The 21,792-nt window shown below is 53.1% G+C and carries 16 protein-coding genes; 10 read left to right on the forward strand and 6 right to left on the reverse strand.

Features of this window, described 5'->3' with window-relative positions:
- Positions 1–157 precede the first annotated feature (157 nt).
- Both moeA and moeB read left to right on the forward strand, forming a co-directional pair.
- Positions 158–1,393, forward strand: a complete 1,236-nt coding sequence (gene moeA / locus I6L53_RS14465) for a molybdopterin molybdotransferase MoeA (protein WP_042320393.1) — start codon at positions 158–160, stop codon at positions 1,391–1,393.
- On the forward strand, positions 1,393–2,151 hold the full coding sequence (moeB, locus tag I6L53_RS14470; RefSeq protein ID WP_042320394.1) for a molybdopterin-synthase adenylyltransferase MoeB: 759 nt from the start codon (positions 1,393–1,395) through the stop codon (positions 2,149–2,151). Before moeA ends, moeB begins: the two co-directional genes overlap by 1 nt.
- A gap of 91 nt (positions 2,152–2,242) precedes the next feature.
- On the opposite strand, the gene fsa is transcribed toward moeB, so the two are convergent.
- Positions 2,243–2,905: a fructose-6-phosphate aldolase gene (fsa, locus tag I6L53_RS14475; RefSeq protein WP_042320398.1), complete on the reverse strand. Its 663-nt coding sequence runs from the start codon at positions 2,903–2,905 to the stop codon at positions 2,243–2,245.
- A 131-nt stretch (positions 2,906–3,036) separates the two neighbouring features.
- Here fsa and I6L53_RS14480 point away from each other — a divergent pair, with 131 nt between their 5' ends.
- The 6 genes from I6L53_RS14480 (at position 3,037) to I6L53_RS14505 (ending at position 13,084) form a co-directional block, all read left to right on the forward strand.
- Positions 3,037–3,936: a glycyl-radical enzyme activating protein gene (locus I6L53_RS14480; protein ID WP_042320401.1), complete on the forward strand. Its 900-nt coding sequence runs from the start codon at positions 3,037–3,039 to the stop codon at positions 3,934–3,936.
- A gap of 4 nt (positions 3,937–3,940) precedes the next feature.
- Positions 3,941–6,373, forward strand: a complete 2,433-nt coding sequence (locus I6L53_RS14485) for a glycyl radical protein (protein ID WP_042320404.1) — start codon at positions 3,941–3,943, stop codon at positions 6,371–6,373.
- A 172-nt stretch (positions 6,374–6,545) separates the two neighbouring features.
- Positions 6,546–7,361 carry a Cof-type HAD-IIB family hydrolase gene (locus I6L53_RS14490; protein WP_042320407.1) on the forward strand — a complete coding sequence of 272 codons (816 nt, stop codon included), beginning with the start codon at positions 6,546–6,548 and terminating at the stop codon, positions 7,359–7,361.
- Positions 7,362–7,939: 578 nt separating this feature from the next.
- Entirely contained in the window at positions 7,940–10,402 is a 2,463-nt protein-coding gene (locus tag I6L53_RS14495) for an autotransporter outer membrane beta-barrel domain-containing protein (RefSeq protein ID WP_232231082.1), read from the forward strand.
- An 87-nt stretch (positions 10,403–10,489) separates the two neighbouring features.
- Complete coding sequence (locus I6L53_RS14500; protein WP_042320408.1) at positions 10,490–11,632, forward strand: glycosyltransferase family 4 protein; 1,143 nt, start codon at positions 10,490–10,492, stop codon at positions 11,630–11,632.
- 189 nt (positions 11,633–11,821) lie between these two features.
- Entirely contained in the window at positions 11,822–13,084 is a 1,263-nt protein-coding gene (locus I6L53_RS14505) for a DUF1479 domain-containing protein (RefSeq protein ID WP_042320411.1), read from the forward strand.
- A gap of 55 nt (positions 13,085–13,139) precedes the next feature.
- On the opposite strand, the gene I6L53_RS14510 is transcribed toward I6L53_RS14505, so the two are convergent.
- Positions 13,140–14,735, reverse strand: coding sequence for an ABC-F family ATPase (locus I6L53_RS14510; RefSeq protein ID WP_042320412.1), 1,596 nt, complete (start codon positions 14,733–14,735; stop codon positions 13,140–13,142).
- Positions 14,736–14,952: 217 nt separating this feature from the next.
- Here I6L53_RS14510 and ldtB point away from each other — a divergent pair, with 217 nt between their 5' ends.
- Positions 14,953–15,873, forward strand: coding sequence for a L,D-transpeptidase (ldtB, locus tag I6L53_RS14515; protein WP_042320414.1), 921 nt, complete (start codon positions 14,953–14,955; stop codon positions 15,871–15,873).
- 53 nt (positions 15,874–15,926) lie between these two features.
- Here the strand turns inward: ldtB and I6L53_RS14520 are convergent, their stop codons facing one another.
- The 4 genes from I6L53_RS14520 to mntR all read right to left on the reverse strand — a co-directional run bounded on the left by I6L53_RS14520 (position 15,927) and on the right by mntR (position 21,433).
- Complete coding sequence (locus I6L53_RS14520) at positions 15,927–16,541, reverse strand: TetR/AcrR family transcriptional regulator (RefSeq protein WP_042320415.1); 615 nt, start codon at positions 16,539–16,541, stop codon at positions 15,927–15,929.
- A 33-nt stretch (positions 16,542–16,574) separates the two neighbouring features.
- Positions 16,575–19,670, reverse strand: coding sequence for a multidrug efflux RND transporter permease subunit (locus I6L53_RS14525; protein WP_042320418.1), 3,096 nt, complete (start codon positions 19,668–19,670; stop codon positions 16,575–16,577).
- A 186-nt stretch (positions 19,671–19,856) separates the two neighbouring features.
- Positions 19,857–20,963 carry an anion transporter gene (locus I6L53_RS14530; RefSeq protein WP_042320420.1) on the reverse strand — a complete coding sequence of 369 codons (1,107 nt, stop codon included), beginning with the start codon at positions 20,961–20,963 and terminating at the stop codon, positions 19,857–19,859.
- Positions 20,960–21,433, reverse strand: coding sequence for a manganese-binding transcriptional regulator MntR (gene mntR, locus I6L53_RS14535; RefSeq protein ID WP_042320421.1), 474 nt, complete (start codon positions 21,431–21,433; stop codon positions 20,960–20,962). The genes I6L53_RS14530 and mntR overlap by 4 nt, the downstream gene beginning before the upstream one ends.
- A 185-nt stretch (positions 21,434–21,618) precedes the next feature.
- On the opposite strand from mntR, the gene mntS reads away from it, so the two are divergent.
- A complete protein-coding gene (gene mntS / locus I6L53_RS14540) occupies positions 21,619–21,747 on the forward strand; it encodes a manganase accumulation protein MntS (protein ID WP_042320423.1) in 129 nt (42 codons plus the stop codon).
- Positions 21,748–21,792: the final 45 nt, after the last annotated feature.

A 21,792-nucleotide genomic window follows, 5' to 3' on the forward strand; every position in this document is an offset into this window, starting at 1 on the left:
AGAATTTTGTAGAGTTATTGATTCGATTTTTGACTATAGAAAGATGCGATTAGCATGTAAAGCGTTCACATCCTTTCTAAGTCCGAGGTGGCATACTGTCCCCCCGTATTTTCTGACATAATAGGCGGATTCGATTTTGCCCCGCAGGAGTGTTTTCATGGAATTTACCGCCGGACTGATGCCGCTGGAAACAGCGCTTACCGAAATGTTATCGCGTGTTACCCCGCTGACTGCCGTTGAGACGCTGCCGCTGGTGCAGTGCTTTGGCCGTATTCTGGCGACCGACGTGGTTTCGCCGCTCGACGTGCCGGGTTTCGATAACTCGGCGATGGACGGCTACGCGGTGCGGCTGGCCGACCTCGCCAGCGGACAGCCGCTGGCGGTCGCCGGTAAAGCCTTCGCCGGTCAACCGTTCCAGGGAGAATGGCCTGTAGGGAGTTGCATTCGGATTATGACCGGCGCGCCGGTACCGGCGGGATGTGATGCCGTGATAATGCAAGAGCAGACGGAACAAACTGAGGACGGCGTGCGTTTTACCGCCGATGTCCGCGCCGGGCAAAACATCCGCCATCGTGGCGAAGACATCAAACACAATGCGGTGGTTTTTCCTGCCGGCACACGCCTGACCACCGGCGAACTGCCGGTACTGGCATCGCTCGGCATTGCCGACGTTCAGGTGGTACGTAAAGTACGCGTTGCGCTGTTCTCGACCGGTGATGAACTGCAACTGCCCGGTCAACCGCTCGGCGAAGGTCAGATCTATGATACCAACCGCCTGACCGTGCATCTGATGCTGCAACAGTTGGGGTGCGAGGTGATCAATTTGGGCATCATTCGCGATGACCCGCACGCTCTGCGCACGGCGTTTATTGAAGCCGACAGTCAGGCGGATGTGGTAATCAGCTCCGGCGGCGTGTCGGTGGGTGAAGCGGATTACACCAAAACTATTCTTGAAGAGCTGGGAGAAATCGCCTTCTGGAAGCTGGCAATCAAGCCGGGTAAACCGTTCGCTTTCGGCAAGCTGAGCAACAGCTGGTTCTGCGGGCTGCCGGGTAATCCGGTGTCAGCGGCGCTGACCTTCTATCAACTGGTTCAGCCGTTACTGGCGAAACTGAGCGGCAATACCGCCTGCGGGTTACCTGCACGCCAGCGTGTACGAACTGCCTCGCGACTGAAGAAAACGCCAGGACGCCTCGATTTCCAGCGCGGCGTCCTCCAGCGCGCCGCCAACGGCGAACTGGAAGTGAGCACCACGGGCCATCAGGGTTCACATGTCTTCAGTTCCTTTAGTCAGGGGAACTGCTTCATTGTGCTGGAGCGCGATCGCGGTAACGTTGAGGCCGGTGAATGGGTTGAAGTCGAGCCCTTCAATGCGCTGTTCGGAGGCCTCTGATGGCGGAACTCAGCGATCAGGAAATGCTGCGCTACAACCGACAGATAATCCTGCGCGGCTTTGACTTTGACGGGCAGGAAGCGCTGAAGGAAGCCAACGTGCTGGTTGTCGGCCTTGGTGGGCTGGGTTGTGCGTCCTCGCAGTATCTGGCGAGCGCTGGCGTCGGCCACCTGACGCTGCTTGATTTCGATACCGTGTCGCTGTCGAATTTACAGCGCCAGACGCTACACAGCGATGCAACCCTCGGCCAGCCGAAAGTGGACTCGGCGCATGCAGCGCTAAGCCGTATTAATCCACACGTGGCTATCACCCCGGTAAATGCACTGCTGGACGAGACCGCCCTTCGGACACGCATCGCCGAACACGATCTGGTGCTCGACTGCACCGATAACGTCGCCATTCGTAACCAGCTCAATGCCGGTTGTTATGCGGCAAAAGTCCCGCTGATTTCTGGCGCGGCGATCCGCATGGAAGGCCAGGTAACCGTCTTTACCTACAAAGAGGGTGAGCCCTGCTATCGCTGTCTGAGCCGTCTGTTTGGTGAAAACGCATTAACCTGCGTGGAAGCCGGCGTGATGGCGCCGCTGATTGGCGTCATTGGGTCGCTACAGGCGATGGAGGCCATTAAGCTGCTCGCCCATTATGGTCAACCGGCTTCGGGGAAAATCGTTATGTATGACGCCATGACCTGTCAGTTCCGTGAAATGAAGCTGATGCGAAATCCAGGCTGCGACGTGTGCGGGGAAGCATCATCCTGATCAGATTCCAGGCCTGATAAGCGTAGCGCCATCAGGCAATGACGGCGCGAATTGCCGGATGACGGCGTTGCCTTATCCGGCCTGGAACAAGTCAAATAGAGGTTCGCCCAAAGGCGCTCTGCCAGTCGTGCTCAAACTTCGCCACCGCCGCATCAACAGCCGGGGAGCTAATCAACTGTTGGGCAACGTCCAGCGGTAAGGTGATGGATTCACACCCCGCCAGCAGACAATCCAGCGCCTGACGCGGCGTCTTGAAACTGGCCGCCAGCACTTTGGCATGTGGCGCGTGCATTTTCAGCAAATTCTGCAGATCGGTAACGGTCTGAATGCCATCGCCGCCCTGCGCATCCACGCGGTTCACGTAAGGCGCAACATACTCCGCCCCCGCCAGCGCCGACAGCAGGCCCTGTGCCGCACCGTATACCGCCGTTCCCAGCGTCGGAATACCTTCCTCTTTAAGCAACTTGATCGCCGCCAGGCCTTCCGCCGTGACCGGCACTTTCACCACAATATCAGGAATGATTCCACGAAGTTTACGCGCATCGCTCACCATCCCTTCCGCCGTCGTCGCCATCACCTGGGCAAACAGACGTCCCTGCCCCCCCATCGCTTCACGCAATTGCGGCAGTAAGACGTCCAGTGGTTGTTTACCCGCGGCAACAATGCTGGGGTTAGTGGTCACGCCCGCCAGCGGGAAAATTCGCGCCAGCGCTTTCACCGCGTCAACGTCGGACGTATCCAGATAGAGTTCCATAATCATTCCTCAATGACTAGTTTGCATGAAAGAAAGATACCACGGCAAAACCTCTCTATTAGTTGACGCACGTCAACATAACTTTCATTCGAAAGTTATTTAATCTTTATACGAAACAAAAGAGGCCGTTTATGATTTTCAATATTCAGCGCTATTCTACCCACGATGGCCCCGGAATTCGCACCGTGGTGTTCCTTAAAGGATGCTCTCTGGGCTGTCGCTGGTGCCAGAATCCGGAAAGCCGGGCGCGCACGCAGGATCTGCTGTTTGATGCACGTCTGTGCCTCGAAGGCTGCGAGCTTTGCACCCAGGCGGCCCCGGGCGTTATCGAACGCGCGCTGAATGGCCTCCTTATTCATCGCGAAAAAATCACTGACGTGCATCTTGCCAACCTGATCGACTGTTGCCCCACTCAGGCGCTGACCGTCTGCGGCGAAGTTAAAAGCGTGGATGAGATTATGATCACCGTCCTGCGCGATAAACCTTTTTATGACCGCAGCGGCGGCGGCATTACGCTTTCCGGCGGCGAACCGTTTATGCAGCCGGAGCTGGCCGCATCGCTGTTTAAAGCCAGCCATGAGTCGGGAATTCATACCGCGGTCGAAACCTGTCTGCATGTGCCGTGGAAATATATTGAACCGTCCCTGCCCTGGATCGATCTTTTCCTTGCCGATTTGAAACACGTCGCCGACGCGCCGTTTAAGCAATGGACAGATGGTAGCGCGTCACGCGTACTGGAAAACCTGAGAAAACTCGCCGCCTCCGGGAAAAAAATGATCATCCGCGTTCCGCTGGTTCAGGGATTTAATGCTGATGAAGAGGCCATTAAAGCAATTACCGATTTTGCCGCCGATGAACTGCACGTTGGCGAGATCCACTTTTTGCCCTACCACACGTTGGGCATCAACAAATACCACTTACTCAGCCAACCCAACAACGCGCCGGATAAGCCACTGGATGCGCCCGATCTGCTCGCCTTTGCGCAGCAGTACGCCTGCACGAAAGGTTTGACCGCGACTTTACGAGGATAATCCCATGACCCAACTGAAACTGGATACGCTCAGCGACCGCATCAAAGCGCACAAAACCGCGCTGGTGCACATCGTCAAACCGCCGGTCTGTACCGAACGTGCGCAGCATTACACCGAAATGTACCAGCAACATCTGGACAAACCGATTCCGGTACGCCGCGCGCTGGCCCTGGCGCATCATCTGGCAGAACGGACCATCTGGATCAAACACGACGAGCTGATCGTCGGCAACCAGGCAAGCGAAGTACGCGCCGCGCCAATCTTCCCGGAATACACCGTCTCGTGGATTGAAAATGAGATCGACTCCCTGGCAGACAGACCGGGTGCGGGTTTTGCGGTCAGTGAAGAGAATAAGCGCGTGTTGCATGCCGTCTGTCCGTGGTGGCGCGGTCAAACCGTTCAGGATCGCTGCTACGGCATGTTTACCGATGAGCAAAAGGGGTTGCTGGAAACCGGTATCATCAAAGCCGAAGGCAACATGACCTCCGGTGACGCGCACCTGGCGGTTAATTTCCCACTGCTGCTGGAAAAAGGCATTGACGGCCTGCGGGAAAAAGTCGCGGAGCGGCGCTCTCGCATTAACCTGACCGTCCTCGACGATCTGCATGGCGAACAATTCCTGAAAGCCATCGACATTGTGCTGATTGCCGTCAGCGACCACATCGCCCGTTTCGCCGAACTGGCGCGTAAAATGGCGAGCGAAGAGACGCGCGTCAGCCGCCGTAATGAGCTGCTGACGATAGCGGATAACTGCGATCTTATCGCCCATCAGCCGCCGCAGACATTCTGGCAAGCACTGCAGCTGTGCTACTTCATCCAGTTGATTCTGCAAATTGAATCCAACGGTCACTCGGTGTCGTTCGGACGTATGGACCAGTATCTTTATCCGTACTATCGCCGCGACGTGGAGCTGAACCAATCGCTGGACCGCGAGCACGCCATTGAGCTGCTGCACAGTTGCTGGCTGAAACTGCTGGAAGTGAACAAAATCCGCTCCGGCTCGCATTCTAAGGCTTCAGCAGGCAGCCCGCTGTATCAGAACGTCACCATTGGCGGACAAAACCTGGTCAACGGTCAGCCGATGGATGCGGTCAATCCGCTCTCCTACGCGATCCTTGAATCCTGCGGTCGTCTGCGTTCAACCCAGCCTAACCTCAGCGTGCGTTATCACGCCGGGATGAGCAATGACTTCCTCGACGCCTGCGTACAGGTGATCCGCTGTGGTTTTGGTATGCCGGCATTTAACAATGATGAAATTGTGATCCCGGAATTTATTAAGCTCGGGATTGAGCCGCAGGACGCCTACGATTACGCAGCGATTGGCTGCATCGAAACCGCCGTGGGCGGCAAGTGGGGCTACCGCTGCACCGGCATGAGCTTTATCAACTTTGCCCGCGTGATGCTGGCCGCGCTGGAAGGTGGTCGTGACGCCACCAGCGGAAAAGTCTTCCTGCCGCAGGACAAAGCGCTCTCCGCCGGTAACTTCGACAATTTCGATGAGGTGATGGCGGCGTGGGATACGCAAATTCGCTACTACACGCGCAAATCGATTGAGATCGAGTATGTGGTCGACACCATGCTGGAAGAGAACGTGCACGATATTCTCTGCTCGGCGCTGGTGGATGACTGCATCGAGCGGGCGAAAAGTATTAAACAGGGCGGAGCGAAGTATGACTGGGTATCCGGCTTGCAGGTTGGTATCGCGAACCTCGGCAACAGCCTGGCCGCGGTGAAAAAACTGGTCTTTGAACAGGGAGCAATTGGTCAGCAGCAGTTGGCGGCGGCACTGGCCGAGGATTTTGACGGCCTGACCCACGAGCAGTTGCGCCAGCGTCTAATCAACGGCGCGCCGAAGTATGGCAACGATGATGACACGGTCGACACTCTGCTGGCCCGTGCTTATCAGACCTATATTGACGAACTGAAGCAGTACCATAACCCACGTTACGGACGCGGTCCGGTCGGCGGTAATTACTACGCGGGCACCTCGTCTATCTCGGCAAACGTGCCGTTCGGCGCCGCAACGATGGCGACGCCTGATGGTCGTAAAGCCCATACTCCGCTGGCGGAAGGAGCAAGCCCGGCATCCGGTACCGATCATCTTGGTCCAACGGCGGTGATTGGCTCAGTCGGTAAACTGCCTACCGGTTCGATCCTGGGCGGCGTGCTGTTGAACCAGAAGCTGAACCCGGCAACGCTGGAGAATGAGTCTGACAAGCAGAAACTGATGATCCTGTTGCGGACCTTCTTTGAAGAACACAAAGGCTGGCACATTCAGTACAACATCATATCGCGCGAGACCCTGCTGGATGCGAAAAAGCACCCGGATCAGTATCGCGATCTGGTAGTCCGTGTAGCCGGTTATTCCGCCTTCTTCACCGCGCTTTCACCGGACGCGCAGGACGATATCATCGCCCGCACTGAACATATGCTTTAACACTCACGCCCGGTGGCGCTAACGCTTACCGGGCCTACAAGCCTCTCTCCGTAGGCCGGATAAGGTGCAGCCGCCATCCGGCGCTTTTGCTTTCATTCGAAATTAAATTTGTGCTTTAGGTCACATTGTTATTAAAATGTTTCTGGTCGCAGTTTTGAGCCAGGAGCTTTATATGACCGTTAAAGTTATCGTCACCGATATGGACGGAACTTTTCTCAATGACGCCAAAAAGTACGATCACGCACGTTTTATGGCGCAGTACCACGAGCTAAAGAAACGCAACATTGAGTTTGTCGTCGCCAGCGGCAATCAGTATTTTCAGCTCATCTCTTTCTTCCCGGAACTCAAAGACGAGATCTCTTTCGTCGCCGAAAACGGCGCGCTGGTGTTTGAGCATGGTAAACAGCTTTTTCACGGCGAACTCACCCACCGTGAGTCACGGAGCGTGATCGGCGAATTGCTCAAGGATAAACAGCTCAACTTTGTCGCCTGCGGTCTGCAAAGCGCTTACGTTAGTGAACACGCCCCGGCATCCTTTGTTGCGCTAATGGCGAAGCACTATCACCGCCTGAAGCCGGTGAAGGACTATCACGATATCGACGACGTGCTGTTTAAGTTCTCGTTGAACTTGCCGGACCAGCAGATCCCATTGGTTATCGACAAACTGCATACGGCGCTGGACGGCATTATGAAACCCGTGACCAGCGGTTTCGGCTTTATCGATCTGATCATTCCGGGACTCCATAAAGCCAATGGTATCAGCCGATTGTTGAAACGCTGGAACCTTTCACCGAAGGAGGTGGTCGCCATCGGCGACAGCGGCAATGATGCAGAAATGCTAAAAATGGCGCGCTACTCTTTTGCCATGGCGAATGCCACCGACAGTATCAAGGCGCTCTCCCGCTATCAGACGAATGACAATAATCATCAGGGCGCACTAAACGTGATTCAGGCCGTGCTGGATAACAATCCCCCCTTCAACGTGTAATGTCGAATTGCGGCAACTGGCGAAAACTTAATTCCCGGGGCCGCATTCAGATTATTACTATCAGCACCAGGATTTTTGATAATATTAATGAAAGAATTCTTTTATATCGACACATCAGAGTTAACAAAATTCTTAACCCCCCTGAGCAATGGTCGTATTATATTTATATCCCCTTTCTTATCATCACTTAGCAACAATAGATAACGTCATATTTCACACAGATACCCCATATCCACGAAAGAAAAAAATAAATCACCAACTTATTGATAAACATAAAAAACATTCGACAAAACAAAAAAGGTGTCATTTAATTGATTTTCAGACCCCATCAAATCATTTAAACTATTCATTGACAAACAGGAGTCTTTGTTTGCCCCATCTATTAAATGTTAAATTTTATAATATAATTTAATCATCATGGACAAGTTAACATGGATTACACGCGCCAATTACACCGGGTCAGGAATTTCACGTTTCTTTCGGGAAACTTTAATAAGACTTTTCTCGCTAGCGCCATTTTATTAGCAGCCCACTCCGCTTACGCCGATGACTGTAATAATCTGGCACCGCAAGCGGGAGTGAGTTGCGTACAAAACGGTAACCAACTGAATATTGATATTCATGCCGATATCGACAGCCCTACCCCTTACCCTGCCTACTCATTCGACGCTCAGAACGGGATGCAGTCTGATAAGGTGGTTATCTCTCTGGACGCGGGTAAGACGATCACGGCCGATCAGAATGGGATACTGGCTCAAGGCACTACTTTTGCTCTTGAGGAAATAGAAGTCAGCACATCAGGAAACATCTATACCGGTAAGATTACCGATAGCGATGCGGCGGATCCGCAAGCACCGATTACCGGCCCTTCTGGTGGCATCATTTTTGATAAAACCAATATCCGGGATACGCAGCACGCTGGGGTTTATCTGTCCGGGACATCAGGCGGGGTATTGGCTCTCGGCTCAGTTCTTCAGCAGTCCGGCAGCCAGATTGTGAACAACAGTGCGAGTAAAGACACCGCGGCTATCTACTCGCAGGCGCTGGAATCACGGATTACCAGCTCAGGCGTGATTCGTGCCCAGGTCGGCGATGCTATTCGCCTGGAAAGCACCCCGCCTGAATATACCTATTCCAGCGGCGGTTACATCATTGTCGATCCGCAGGGCGTATTTGATGTTCATCTGAAGGCCGACAGCGTTGTCGAGGGGGGGAGCGAAGGCGCGGGTATCAAAACCACAGGGGGAACGCAGTCCACTGTGCAAATCGATCAGGGTGCCACGTTGGGTGCCTTATCGGATGTGGCGATCGACGTGGCAGGGTTTGACGGTTTTTACTTGCGCGATCCCACCATTTCCAATTCGCCGGTAGACAGTACTCATTATAACGGAGCAGAAACACGCATCCTTAACGCAGGAACAATGACCGGCGTCATGCGCCTCTCCAGCGGTCAGGATACGGTGATTAACGACGCTACGGGTGTCTGGAACGTGCGGCAGTGGTCTGATTCAGATCGCGACGGTATCCGGGATACCGTGGCTGCGGTGGCGACCAGTGATTTTGGCGGAGGCACAACGGAACTTGTTAACCGTGGCGTAATTTCCCTCACCGCGCGCCCGGATGGGACAGCCAATCATGCGCTATTTGATAACCTGACAACATTGCGAAATCAGGGTAGCCTGCAGTTAACCAATAATGTCGCTGGCGATCGCTTTACCCTTAACGGAGATTATGTCGGAGACGGCGGCGTTATTGCGCTTGATACGGTTCTGGGTGACGACAACTCACTGACCGACCGGCTCATTATTAACGGCTCAACGTCGGGCCAAAGTGTACTGTCCATCAATAATCTCGGTGGCACCGGGGCGCAAACTCGCGAAGGCATAAAAGTCATTGAGGTCAATGGCGATTCATCGGGGGTGTTCACGCAGAGCGGGCGTATTGTCGGCGGCGCCTATGAGTATTATTTACACAAAAATAGTCTCAGTGTTCAGGACGGCGACTGGTACCTGCGCTCCGAACTGCCTTCGGTCACGCCGGATCCCCAGGCTCCTGAGCCCGTGCAACGTCCGGAAATCGGTAGCTATATGGTCAACCACATGGCCGCCAATACCCTCTTCCAGACCCGTCTTCACGACCGTCTCGGTGAGGCGCAGTATACCGATGCATTAACCGGTGAACAGACAACCAGCCTGTGGCTTCGTCAGGTCGGTGGGCATCACCGCTCTCAGGACAGTTCTGGTCAACTGAAAAGCCAGGGGAATCGCTATGTTGCGCAAATTGGCGGTGACATCGCGCAGTGGAGTTCCGATCAACGCGATCGCTGGCACCTGGGGATCATGGCGGGCTACGCCCGGCAGAGTAACAATACCGAATCCAAATATTCACGCTATCAATCTAAAGGCACAGTCAAAGGCTATAGTGCAGGTTTGTACGGAACCTGGTATGCCAATGATGAGAGGAAAACCGGTAGCTATGTCGATACCTGGGTACTCTATAACTGGTTTGATAACGAAGTGAAAGGCGATCAACTGGCGACCGAGAGGTATAAGTCACGCGGCGTCACCGCCTCTTTAGAAACCGGATATACTTTTGAATTAGGCAGCAGAGAAACAGGTGCGGTGGGATATTACATCCAGCCTAAAGCCCAGCTTATCTGGATGGGCGTCAGATCCAGTGACCATACCGAACGCCAAAGCAGCGGCGGCTCGCGCGTCTCTTTTGATGGCGACGGCAATCTGCAAAGCCGACTGGGTGTTCGCGCCTATCTGCAAGGACACAGCACGATCGACAAGGGCAAAAATCGCGAATTCCAACCGTTCATTGAAGCAAACTGGATCCATAACACCCGTGATTTTGGGGCAAGTATCAATGACCAGGGGAATGAGATTGCCGGCACCCGCAATATTGGCGAAGCCAAAATCGGGGTTGAGGGACAGCTCTCCCGCCAGCTGGATATGTGGGGTAACGTGACACAGCAAATCGGGAGTCGTGGTTACAGTGATACTCAGGCAATGATAGGGATCAAATACCGTTTCTAGCCAGTAGCAGGCCCGGGCAGACGGAGCATATTATCCGTCTGCCTCCCTGCCGATTTATACCAAACGCATTTGATAACAGGAATGGTCATGCAACCACGCGTTTTAATTGTCACTACGGAAGCTCCTGATGTTCTGTTCAGTGGCCTGGGTTTTTTCAATCAACATTTTTGGCAGGAATTAACGCGCCGTCGCTACCCTTTCAAAGTGTTATACCTGAATAATCAGAAAACCCGGGCGTCAAAACTGGCTGATTATGAGATCGCCGTAGAACCTTCATTACCCTTTGACTCCACCCTGGAATCGCTGAGTCTGAATGTGGCGTGGAGTACCGCGCAAAAAATTCAGCCCATACTCAATGAGTTCAGGCCAGATATTATCTCGGTTCACGAAAACTCGCCGCTGTTGCCGTTTTACTTTGAGTTACACCGAGTGCAATTCACGCTTCATTCCAGCTATATCGGCATGCAGCACTATCTGACCCGGACACAGAAAGGCATGCAGCATTACTGGGAACAGCGTATCGCGGTGCGTCAAAGTGGTGCCGTGGTGCTTCACAGTGACTGGGCGCACCGCTCGATTATTCAGCATGTCTCTGCCGATATTGTGACTCCTGATATCTTCCCTATCGGTGTCGATTTTGCTGATTATCCGGAAAAAAAGATCCGGCATCCGCAAGGTAAAGTGGTCATCAGCTTCTTCGGTCGATTCACCGATATTGTGAAAAACTTTCAAATTTTTCGTGAGTCGATCACTACCCTTCCGCAAGCCTGGCGTAACCGGGTTGAAGCACGGGTTTATGGGCCAGAGAAAATCCCTGATTACATGGAGAAGGAAGGCTTTAAAGGCCTGACGTTTGTTCAGGGCGAGGAAAAAAAACGGGCTTTTGCCGAAACCGACATTGTGGTTTTCCCCAGCATTCAGGAGAGTTTCGGTATTGTCGGGCTGGAAGGCTTGCTTTCAAACTGCGCGCTGATCGCCACACCAGGACTGGGCATGGATGCGTATATGCCTTCTGATTACGCCTGCGAACCCACCGTCGCCGCGCTGCAACAGCGCATCGTCCACTATCTTTCGCATGCTGAACAACTCCGACGCGATCAGGATAATCAGGTGTTTCGCCAGAGTGTGAATCATCCGGAATTAACGCTCAGTAACATGACCGAATCTTATATCGAGGTCTGGAAAAAGTTACATCGAAAGTTAGTGAACTCAGCAACGCCCACTGAGTAAGCCGTTGCCCTGCCCGTAATGGCGCCGTCGTGCGCCACAATCTCATCTATCGAGCATTTCAACGTGTCGTCCTTGCCACAGGCTGACAATGTCATTCAGCAAACATTTAAACTTGCTTTAACTTTTTTATAACTTATATTATCAACTGTAAGTTAAACTAGTTTCGAATGAAAGTTATGCGAGGTGGTTATGGCTTTTACCTTCACAAGCGACACATTACCGGTCGATCACAAAGCGGCTATCCGTCAGATGAAGCAAGAACTGCGGGCGCAGTCTGGCGACCTCCAGCAGATCTTCGGCCAGATCAGCGATACCATTGCCGCTCGCGTGGCAGAAATCAATACGCTTAAAGCACAGGGCGCGTCGGTCTGGCCTGAGCTGTCATATGCTGATATCAACGCCGGCACGATCACGGCGCAACAACGTGAACAGATTAAACGCCGCGGCTGTGCGGTTATCAAAGGTCACTTCCCACGTGAACAGGCGCTGGCCTGGGATCAGTCGATGCTCGACTATCTGGACCGCAACCGTTTTGACGAGGTGTATAAAGGCCCAGGCGACAACTTTTTTGGCACCCTCAGCGCCTCCCGTCCGGAGATCTATCCGATCTACTGGTCACAGGCACAAATGCAGGCGCGGCAAAGTGAGGAGATGGCGAAGGTGCAATCGTTCCTCAATCGCCTGTGGACCTTCGAAAGCGAGGGGAAGCAGTGGTTTAACCCGGATGTGAGCGTGATCTATCCGGACAGGATCCGTCGCCGCCCACCGGGCAGCACGTCAAAAGGACTGGGGGCGCACACCGATTCCGGCGCGCTCGAGCGCTGGTTACTGCCGGCATATCAGCGCGTATTCGCCAGTGTCTTTAACGGTAACCTGGCGAAATACGATCCGTGGCATGCCGCTCATCGCACTGAGGTAGAAGAGTATACCGTGGATAACACCACCAAATGTTCGGTGTTCCGCACTTTCCAGGGCTGGACGGCGCTGTCGGATATGCTGCCGGGTCAGGGGTTACTGCATGTCGTTCCCATCCCGGAAGCCATGGCGTATGTACTGTTACGTCCTCTGCTGGATGATGTGCCGGAAGAGGAACTGTGTGGCGTGGCGCCGGGGCGGGTACTACCGATCTCTGAACAGTGGCATCCACTGTTGATTGAGGCGCTCACCAGCATCCCGCAACTGGAAGCTGGCGATTCCGTCTGGTGGCATTGCGATGTGATTCACTCCGTGGCGCCGGTCAACAATCAGCAGGGCTGGGGAAATGTGATGTACATTCCTGCCGCTCCTTTGTGCGAGAAGAATCTGGCCTATGCGCGCAAAGTCAAAGCCGCACTTGAGAAAGGCGCATCGCCGGGCGATTTCCCGCGCGAAGATTACGAAACAAACTGGGAAGGACGCTTTACGCTGGCGGATTTGAATATCCACGGCAAGCGCGCGCTGGGGATGGAGTAACCAAAAACGTGACAGGTGTAGCCAACACACCTGTCACGTGCAAGACGACGAGAAATTAGCCGTCGATGCCTTTGCTGCGCAGATAATCTTCGTAGTTACCGCTGAAGTCCACCACGCGCTCTGGGGTAATTTCCAGTACGCGGGTCGCCAGTGAACTCACAAATTCACGGTCGTGAGAAACGAAAATCAGGGTTCCCTGATACATCTCCAGCGCCATGTTCAGCGATTCAATGGATTCCATATCAAGGTGGTTGGTCGGTTCGTCCATCACCAGAATATTGGGCTTCTGCATCATCAACTTACCGAACAGCATACGACCCTTTTCCCCCCCCGACAGCACCTTCGCTGGCTTTTTAATGTCGTCCTGGCTGAACAGCAGACGACCGAGGATGCTGCGCACAGCCTGTTCATCATCGCCTTCCTGTTTCCACTGGCTCATCCAGTCGAAAACCGTCAGATCATTTTCAAACTCATATTCGTGATCCTGCGCGTAGTAACCAATGCGCGCGTTTTCAGACCATTTCACGGTGCCGCTGTCGGCGTCCAGATCGCCCACCAGCGTTTTCAGCAGCGTCGATTTACCCACGCCGTTGGTTCCCAGTACCGCCAGTTTCTCACCCACTTCCAGCAGCAGATTGACCCCTTTGAACAACGGGCCATTATCAAAACCTTTGCTGAGCGCTTCCACTTCCAGCGCGTTACGGAACAGTTTCTTGTCCTGTTCAAAGCGGATGAACGGGTTCTGACGGCTTGACGCCTTCACTTCGTCGAGTTTGATTTTATCAATCTGACGGGCGCGAGACGTCGCCTGACGAGATTTAGACGCGTTAGCGCTAAAACGACTGACGAAGGACTGAAGATCGGCAATCTGCGCTTTTTTCTTGGCATTATCCGCCAGCAGACGTTCGCGCGCCTGCGTCGCGGCGGTCATATATTCGTCGTAGTTGCCCGGATATATACGCAGTTCGCCGTAGTCGAGATCCGCCATGTGCGTGCACACCATGTTCAGGAAGTGACGGTCGTGCGAAATGATAATCATGGTGCTGTCACGTTCGTTCAGCACCTGCTCCAGCCAACGGATGGTATCGATGTCCAGGTTGTTGGTCGGTTCGTCGAGCAGCAAAATATCCGGATTGGAAAACAGCGCCTGCGCCAGCAGCACACGCAACTTCCAGCCAGGAGCGACTTCGCTCATTGGGCCATAGTGTTGCTCCACCGGGATACCAACGCCGAGCAGCAGTTCACCGGCGCGCGCTTCAGCAGAGTAACCATCCATCTCACCGTATTTCACTTCCAGATCGGCCACTTTGTAGCCATCTTCTTCGCTCATCTCCGGCAACGCGTAGATGCGATCGCGCTCCTGCTTCACTTCCCACAATTCACCGTGGCCCATGATGACCGTGTCGAGCACCGTGAACTCTTCAAAAGCGAACTGATCCTGACGCAGCTTACCAATACGCTCGTTGGGATCGAGAGAAACGTTACCCAGCGTCGGCTCGAGGTCGCCGCCGAGAATTTTCATAAAGGTGGATTTACCGCTACCGTTAGCGCCAATCAGGCCGTAACGGTTGCCGCCGCCAAATTTGACGGAAATGTTTTCGAATAGCGGCTTACTGCCGAACTGCATGGTGACGTTGCTGGAAACTAACACGGACGCATCCTAAAGAATATGTGACAAACCTCATATTATGCCACAAGTCTTAAATAAGATCGCGCCCTGTCGCAAACGGCTACACTGGGGGAACAGGAAAAAAATGTGATTTCGTACACATCTGAATTCCCTGTTAACGGGAATGCACATATAATGCGCTCCCAACACTACAGAATTCTCAACCCAACAGCCTGCCAGGCAATGAATCTCGCATAACATGAATATGAAATTAACAACGTTTTTCGCGGCAGCACTCGCGGTAGTCGGCTTTTGCAGTACCGCATCCGCTGTCACCTATCCTCTGCCAACGGATGGTAGTCGCGTCATTGGTCAGAATCAGGTCATCACCATCCCGGAAGGTAACACGCAGCCGCTGGAGTATTTTGCTGCTGAATATCAGATGGGGCTTTCCAACATGCTGGAAGCCAACCCGGGTGTGGATACCTTCCTGCCGAAAGGCGGCACCGTGCTGAACATTCCGCAGCAGTTGATTCTGCCGGACACCGTGCATGAAGGCATCGTGATCAACAGCGCGGAAATGCGTCTGTACTACTACCCGAAAGGCACGAATACCGTGATTGTCCTGCCAATCGGTATCGGCCAGTTAGGTAAAGACACGCCAATCAACTGGACTACCAAAGTTGAACGTAAGAAAGCCGGCCCAACCTGGACACCAACCGCGAAAATGCACGCTGAATATCGTGCCGCAGGTGAACCGCTGCCCGCTGTCGTGCCTGCCGGTCCGGATAACCCGATGGGTCTGTATGCCCTGTATATTGGCCGTCTGTACGCCATTCACGGTACCAACGCGAACTTCGGTATCGGCCTGCGTGTGAGCCACGGCTGCGTGCGTCTGCGTAACGAAGACATCAAATTCCTGTTCCAGAATGTGCCTGTCGGAACGCGCGTACAGTTTATCGATGAGCCGGTAAAAGCAACGACTGAGCCAGATGGCAGCCGTTACATCGAGGTTCACAACCCGCTGTCGACCACCGAAGCGCAGTTTGAAGGCGGCGAAATCGTACCGATCACGTTGTCGAAGAGCATTCAGAACATCACGAACCAGGCCGATGTTGACCAGAATGTGGTGGAACAAGCGATTCAGAACCGTTCCGGGATGCCGGTTCGTCTGAACTGATTGTTTTGTATTCATCAAGTTAATGAAAAAGGGCTCATCCACTGAGTCCTTTTTTAATGGTAGCGCCAGGCGGTAAGAAAGGTTTGAACCGCCGAGTGCGCAAGTGGCTCCAGCACACGGCTATCCATCGGTTGCTGATCAATCAATGCGGCAGGTAATGGGTATCCCATTACCGCACCGAGAAAGGCGGTCGCCTGAAGTGTCGGATTATCAAGCTGTATTCTCCCCAGCGCCTGATATTGCTTCAGTATCTCCGCCAGCGCCTGTAATACGCGCCCTGTTGGACGCTGCTTAAGCGTGGCGTAAAGCTCTGGTTTCTGTACCAGAACCTGAATTAACAAACGCTGGAAATGGATATGCTCAGGGGCATAGAAGTGTTCTTGTACCACTTTCGCGAAACCAAGTAGTAATGCTGGCAGACAGTCCGCGTTATCCGTCATCATCTGCTGGAGCGGCGGCTGCATCCTGTCATTGAGAAAGGAAAACGCTTCAACAAGCAGAGCGTCTTTCCCCCCTGGGAAATGGCTATACAGTGTAGGCCTGGAGATCCCGGCAGTGGCGACGATGGTGTCTAACGACACATCAAGTCCCTGCTCAAGAAAAAGATCGCAAGCAGCCTGTAAAATGCGAGGGCGCGCTTTCATCGGACGCCCACGTTGATTTGCCATTAACACTGTCCTTAATGATTTATTGATGAAATCTTACTTCTTCAGATACCGTAACCCTTGTCGAATAAGGATGAAAAACAGCGGCACAAAAAGCAGCGTTAATACCGTACCTGAAAGCATTCCCCCAATGACGGCGGTACCGATCTCTATTCGGCTGGCAGCGCCCGCCCCGGTAGAGAGTACCAGAGGGATAACGCCTGCCACAAATGCCAGTGAGGTCATGATAATGGGACGCAAGCGTAGCCTTGCGCCCTCATATCCGGCTTGTGTTATATCAAGACCTTCGGCGATACGCGACTGCGCAAACTCGACAATCAAAATCGCGTTTTTTGCCGACAATCCCATGGTGGTCAATACGCCAACCTGGAAATAAATATCGTTATTGAATCCGACGAGCATTGAGGCAGTCACCGCCCCCAGAATTCCCAGTGGTATTATCAACATGACAGCCAGTGGAATTGACCAGCTTTCATACAAAGCGGCAAGACAGAGAAAAATAAAGATGAGTGACGCCATGTACATCCAGAGCGTCTGCGCGGACGACGCTTTTTCTTGATACGACAAACCACTCCACTGCAAACCCAGACCAGGCATTTCCTCTACCTTCTCTGCCATCACGTCCATCGCATGACCGGAGCTGGTGCCCGCTGCGGCATTCCCCTGAAATTGAACCGCAGGCAAACCGTTAAAACGTTGCAGCATCTGTGGACCCGTTGTCCATCTGAATGACGCGAAACTCGCGATAGAGGCCATATTGCCACTCGCGCCTTTCACAAACCAGGCGGCAAGATTCTCAGGGTTTGCCCGCCACTCGGCGTCCCCCTGCATATACACCCTTTTAACACGTCCACGATCGATAAAATCATTGATATAAACGCCCCCCAGAGCAGCGGAAAGCGTTTCATTGATATCAGCGTGAACAACGCCTTGCGCACCGGCTTTCAGTGGGTCAATTTCAACCTGTAGCAGTGCCTTTTCTTCCAGGCTGTTAATTCTGACCGCCGTGAGATGTTCACTGGCACTGGCCTTGCGTAAAAGCGCCTGCTGCGCCTGCAACAGCGCCTCATAGCCGCTGGCCGATTGATCCTGAAGCCACATTTCAAATCCGCTGGACTGTCCAAGCCCGCGGACCGTCGGTGGAGACATCGCGTTAATTGATGCCAGAGGTACCGTTTTGAAGTATTGGTTCGCACGGGAAATGATCGCTCTGGCACTATTCTGTTCCCCGCTTCGCCTGTCCCAGTGCTTTAATTCCGCAAAAGCCATTCCGACATTTTGGCCGCTACCCGCATTATTGCGCCCCGTGACCATAAAGATAACGCTGAGATTATCTTTCTCTTGCGTCAGAAAATAATCGGTAATGGAATCACCCACGCGTTGGGTCATGGACAGTGGCGATCCGGTAGGGAGCGCAAACTGAATCATCACCGCCCCCTGATCCTCATCAGGAAGAAAACCTGTCGGCAATCGTTGATATTCCCACACCATAAACAGCACCAGTAACGTCGCAATAATGCATGAACGTAGGGGGCGCGAAACTATCCGTCGCAGCGTGGCTAAATAATTCTGCTGGCTCTTTTCCACCCCTTGGTTAAAACAGATAAAAAAGGCCCCTTTCTTCGGCTGCTCTTTTTTCAGCAAATGAGCACAAAGGGTCGGCGTCAATGTTAATGCCACCAGCGCGGAGAGCATCATTGCCGCCGCGATTGTTATGGTGAACTGACGGTAAATAATACCCACGGAACCGCCAAAAAAAGCCATTGGAATGAAAACGGCAGCTAACACCAGCGCGATACCCATCAGCGCACTTGTGATTTCCCTCATTGAATACAATGTCGCTTCCTTGGGCGTCATATCTTCTTCGGCCATCACTCGCTCAACATTTTCGACAACCACGATAGCGTCATCGACTAACAGACCAATCGCCAGCACCATGGCAAAAAGAGTCAGCGTATTAATGTTGTAGCCCAGGACACTTAAAATGCCGAACGTACCGAGCAGGACGACAGGTACAGTGATCGCAGGAATAAATGTGGCGCGCCAGTTTTGCAAAAACAGATACATCACCACGATCACAAGAATGATCGCTTCAATTAACGTCCATACCACGCCTTCAATGGAAACGGTCACGAACGGCGTACTGTCACGCGGGTAAGCGCTGATCACCCCTTGCGGAAACTGTATACTGAGGCGCTCAACTTCAGCGCGAACCTTTTCCGCTGTCGCCAGGGCATTCGCCCCTGAAGCTAACTGAATGGAAATCCCGGCGGCCGGATAGCCGTTGAGAGTCGTCTGGTTCTGATAATTTTCTGCCCCCAACTCTATGCGGGCAACATCACGTAAATAGATGACAGAACCATCACCATTAATACGAACGACAATGTTTTCAAATTGTTTGACCGTTTCAAGTCGCGACTGCGCCATCACCGTTGCATTGAGATATTGCCCCTCTACTGCAGGCAGTGAGCCTATCTCGCCCCCGGTGACCTGGGCGTTCTGAGCTTCAATAGCAGCCCGAATATCAGATGGCATCAACCCATAACTGGTGAGCTTGTATGGATCCAACCAGATGCGCATCGCATATTGCGCGCCAAAAACGGTGGTTTCGCCAACGCCATCAACCCGACTGAGGGGATCCTGCAATGTGCTAATGAGAAAATCGTTAATATCCAGACTGCTTAGCTGCCGGGTTTCATCATAAAGCGCGACCACCATCAGGCTATCCCCCTGCGATTTGGTCACGGTAATTCCTTGCTGCTGCACTTCCGGCGGCAGGCGTGTTATCGCCTGGTTGACCGCGTTTTGTACCTGGACCTGTGCCATATCGGGGTTTACCCCCTGATTAAAGCTGAGACTGATTCGGGCCTGGCCAGCGGAACTGCTGCTTGATGAGAAATAGAGCAGCCCGTCAATCCCTTTAATCTGTTGTTCCAGAACCTGGGTGATGCTGTCCTCAACGGTCTGTGCAGATGCCCCAGGGTAGTTCGCTGTGATATTCACGCCCGGAGGAGCAATATCGGGATACTGCTCAACGGGTAACAGAAATAGCGCAAGCGTTCCTGCGGCCATGATTGAGATAGCCATCACTGCGGAAAAAACAGGTCGGATAACAAAAAAACGCGCCAGCATGAGCCACTTCCCCCATCAGGGTCCGCTGAACAGAGGTCGCATAAGACAAAAATCTTGTGTCCATTATCTGCTCAGCTTATTTAATCGCCATTTATTTACTTTACAGTAAAGTAAATAAATAGATCAAACAAATCCATTCAATCAGGAAATGGATTTGCTTATGTCAGAATGGAGTGGGAATCGCGACTAAAATTTAAGCAGAACAAATCCTACAACCGCAGCCCATATCAACATGGGTACCGAATAGAGATGGAAGCGCCACCAGATGCGCCGGTCGTTCGCCATCCGCAGGGCAATCAGATTCGCCAGCGACCCCGGCAACAGGCCGAATCCACCCACGTTAACCGCCCAGGCCAACAGCACGCCAGGAGGGACATAGTTCAGCAGTAAGATAGTGCTGGGAACGTTACTGATCGCTTGCGACAGGCCAATTGCCGTCAGCCACAGTCCGGGTTCAGACAACGTACCGACATGACTTAGCACCCCCTGCAACGCCGGCAGTTGGGTTAGCAAATGGACATCAATAAACATGGCCATAAACACCAGCAGCAGCGTCCAGTCAACACTCAACAGCACGCGGCGTGCCAGCAACAGGAAACCGAGGGCCACAATCGCCAGGCCAATCAACTCCAGCTTAAGCTCCAGCGCCGTCAGAAAAACGATGTACAGTCCCAGACAGCCCCACACCAGGCGGGGTAGCCACTCTGGCTGGCTGGTCCCGGTATGGTATTGCAGCGGTTTATTGGGGAAGCAAAACCAGCAGAGCACCAGCAGCGTCAACATCATTGCAACGGCCAGCGGCGCCATCTGACCGATAAATGCAACAAAGGAGAGACCAGAACGACCCCACATCAGGATATTTTGCGGATTCCCGATCGGCGTCAGCAATGACCCGGCATTCACTGCCAGCGCTTCAAAGATAATCAGCCGGTTAACCGGTATTGCACACAACTTCTTCAGAGTGATTGTCAGCGGGACGACGATAAAGAGCGCAACATCGTTCGTCAGGAACGTCGAAAGCAGCGCAGCGGCCAGCACCATAAACATCGACAGACGGCGCTCCGTCGCAAGACGCCGGGTCATTTTACGGCCCAGCACATCAAAGTAACCGCTCAGCTCGACACCTTTAGTCAGCATCATCAGACCACTAAGGGTAATAATGGTGTGCCAGTCAATCGCGCCGGGCCAGGTCTTTGGCGTAAAGGGGACCCACATACTCAATCCGACGCCCACCACAATCAACAAATGAAAAAAACGGTCGCGTTTCAGCGCCCGTAAAAAAGGCAGGCTCATTCAATAGAGTTTCCGTGCTGTTGCGTAAAAAGACGAAAGGCTTCCAGCGTCTCCTGGCTGACATGGTGCTCCATCCCTTCGGCATCGCGACGGGCAATCTCTGCGCTCACGCCCAGCACCAGCAGAAAGTTTTCCACAATTTGATGGCGTTCACGGCTTTCCTGCGCCAGCTTCTCTCCTTCCGGGGTTAAGAAAACACCGCGCCAGGGTATCATCTCGATCAATCCCACTGAGGCCAGACGTTTGAGCATCTTAGCCACCGTCGGCTGGGACACCCCGAGCCGGGCCGCCATGTCCACCTGACGCGCCTCACCGACTTCAATAATCAGGTCAGAAATCAACTCAACGTAGTCGTCGATCAATTCGCGGCGATGCGCTTCTCGCACCTGACGGAACCCTTCAACGTGTTCCTCTACGTTCACTAACTGCGTCACTTTTTTTGTTGTTGGCATACCTGCGCGACGACTCATTCTGCTTCCTCATTCCTGTGACGCGTTAACAGCATCTAATTGGAGAGCGCTCATTGTAAACCAGAGTTGCCCGGGCACAAAAAATTAACGTTTTAGCAATAGCTATATAATATAGCCTGTGCTATATCTGTATGTAATGCAGTCATCCCTCATGGACAGAGGGACCAGAAAGTCAGGAGGTCAATATGAACGAGTTCAAGAGGTGTATGCGCGTGTTTAGTCACTCTCCCTTTAAAGTCCGGTTAATGCTGCTCTCGATGCTGTGCGATATGATCAACAGCAAACCTGAGCAGGATAACCCCTCAGATAAATAACGCGGCGTCGCGGTACGCCGCTTCATCTGGTTGTCATATTCAGCC

The organism is Citrobacter farmeri, assembly GCF_019048065.1.
Lineage (GTDB): Bacteria > Pseudomonadota > Gammaproteobacteria > Enterobacterales > Enterobacteriaceae > Citrobacter_A > Citrobacter_A farmeri.

Excerpts from the sequence above, each read along its gene's own strand:
- I6L53_RS14480 (WP_042320401.1), top strand. The coding sequence starts at position 3,037 with ATGATTTTCAATATTCAGCGCTATTCTACCCACGATGGCCCCGGAATT.
- I6L53_RS14505 (WP_042320411.1), top strand. The coding sequence starts at position 11,822 with ATGGCTTTTACCTTCACAAGCGACACATTACCGGTCGATCACAAAGCG.
- mntR (WP_042320421.1), bottom strand. The coding sequence starts at position 21,433 with ATGAGTCGTCGCGCAGGTATGCCAACAACAAAAAAAGTGACGCAGTTA.
- I6L53_RS14490 (WP_042320407.1), top strand. The coding sequence starts at position 6,546 with ATGACCGTTAAAGTTATCGTCACCGATATGGACGGAACTTTTCTCAAT.
- I6L53_RS14500 (WP_042320408.1), top strand. The coding sequence starts at position 10,490 with ATGCAACCACGCGTTTTAATTGTCACTACGGAAGCTCCTGATGTTCTG.
- moeA (WP_042320393.1), top strand. The coding sequence starts at position 158 with ATGGAATTTACCGCCGGACTGATGCCGCTGGAAACAGCGCTTACCGAA.
- fsa (WP_042320398.1), bottom strand. The coding sequence starts at position 2,905 with ATGGAACTCTATCTGGATACGTCCGACGTTGACGCGGTGAAAGCGCTG.
- I6L53_RS14525 (WP_042320418.1), bottom strand. The coding sequence starts at position 19,670 with ATGCTGGCGCGTTTTTTTGTTATCCGACCTGTTTTTTCCGCAGTGATG.
- I6L53_RS14485 (WP_042320404.1), top strand. The coding sequence starts at position 3,941 with ATGACCCAACTGAAACTGGATACGCTCAGCGACCGCATCAAAGCGCAC.
- I6L53_RS14530 (WP_042320420.1), bottom strand. The coding sequence starts at position 20,963 with ATGAGCCTGCCTTTTTTACGGGCGCTGAAACGCGACCGTTTTTTTCAT.
- I6L53_RS14520 (WP_042320415.1), bottom strand. The coding sequence starts at position 16,541 with ATGGCAAATCAACGTGGGCGTCCGATGAAAGCGCGCCCTCGCATTTTA.
- mntS (WP_042320423.1), top strand. The coding sequence starts at position 21,619 with ATGAACGAGTTCAAGAGGTGTATGCGCGTGTTTAGTCACTCTCCCTTT.
- moeB (WP_042320394.1), top strand. The coding sequence starts at position 1,393 with ATGGCGGAACTCAGCGATCAGGAAATGCTGCGCTACAACCGACAGATA.
- ldtB (WP_042320414.1), top strand. The coding sequence starts at position 14,953 with ATGAATATGAAATTAACAACGTTTTTCGCGGCAGCACTCGCGGTAGTC.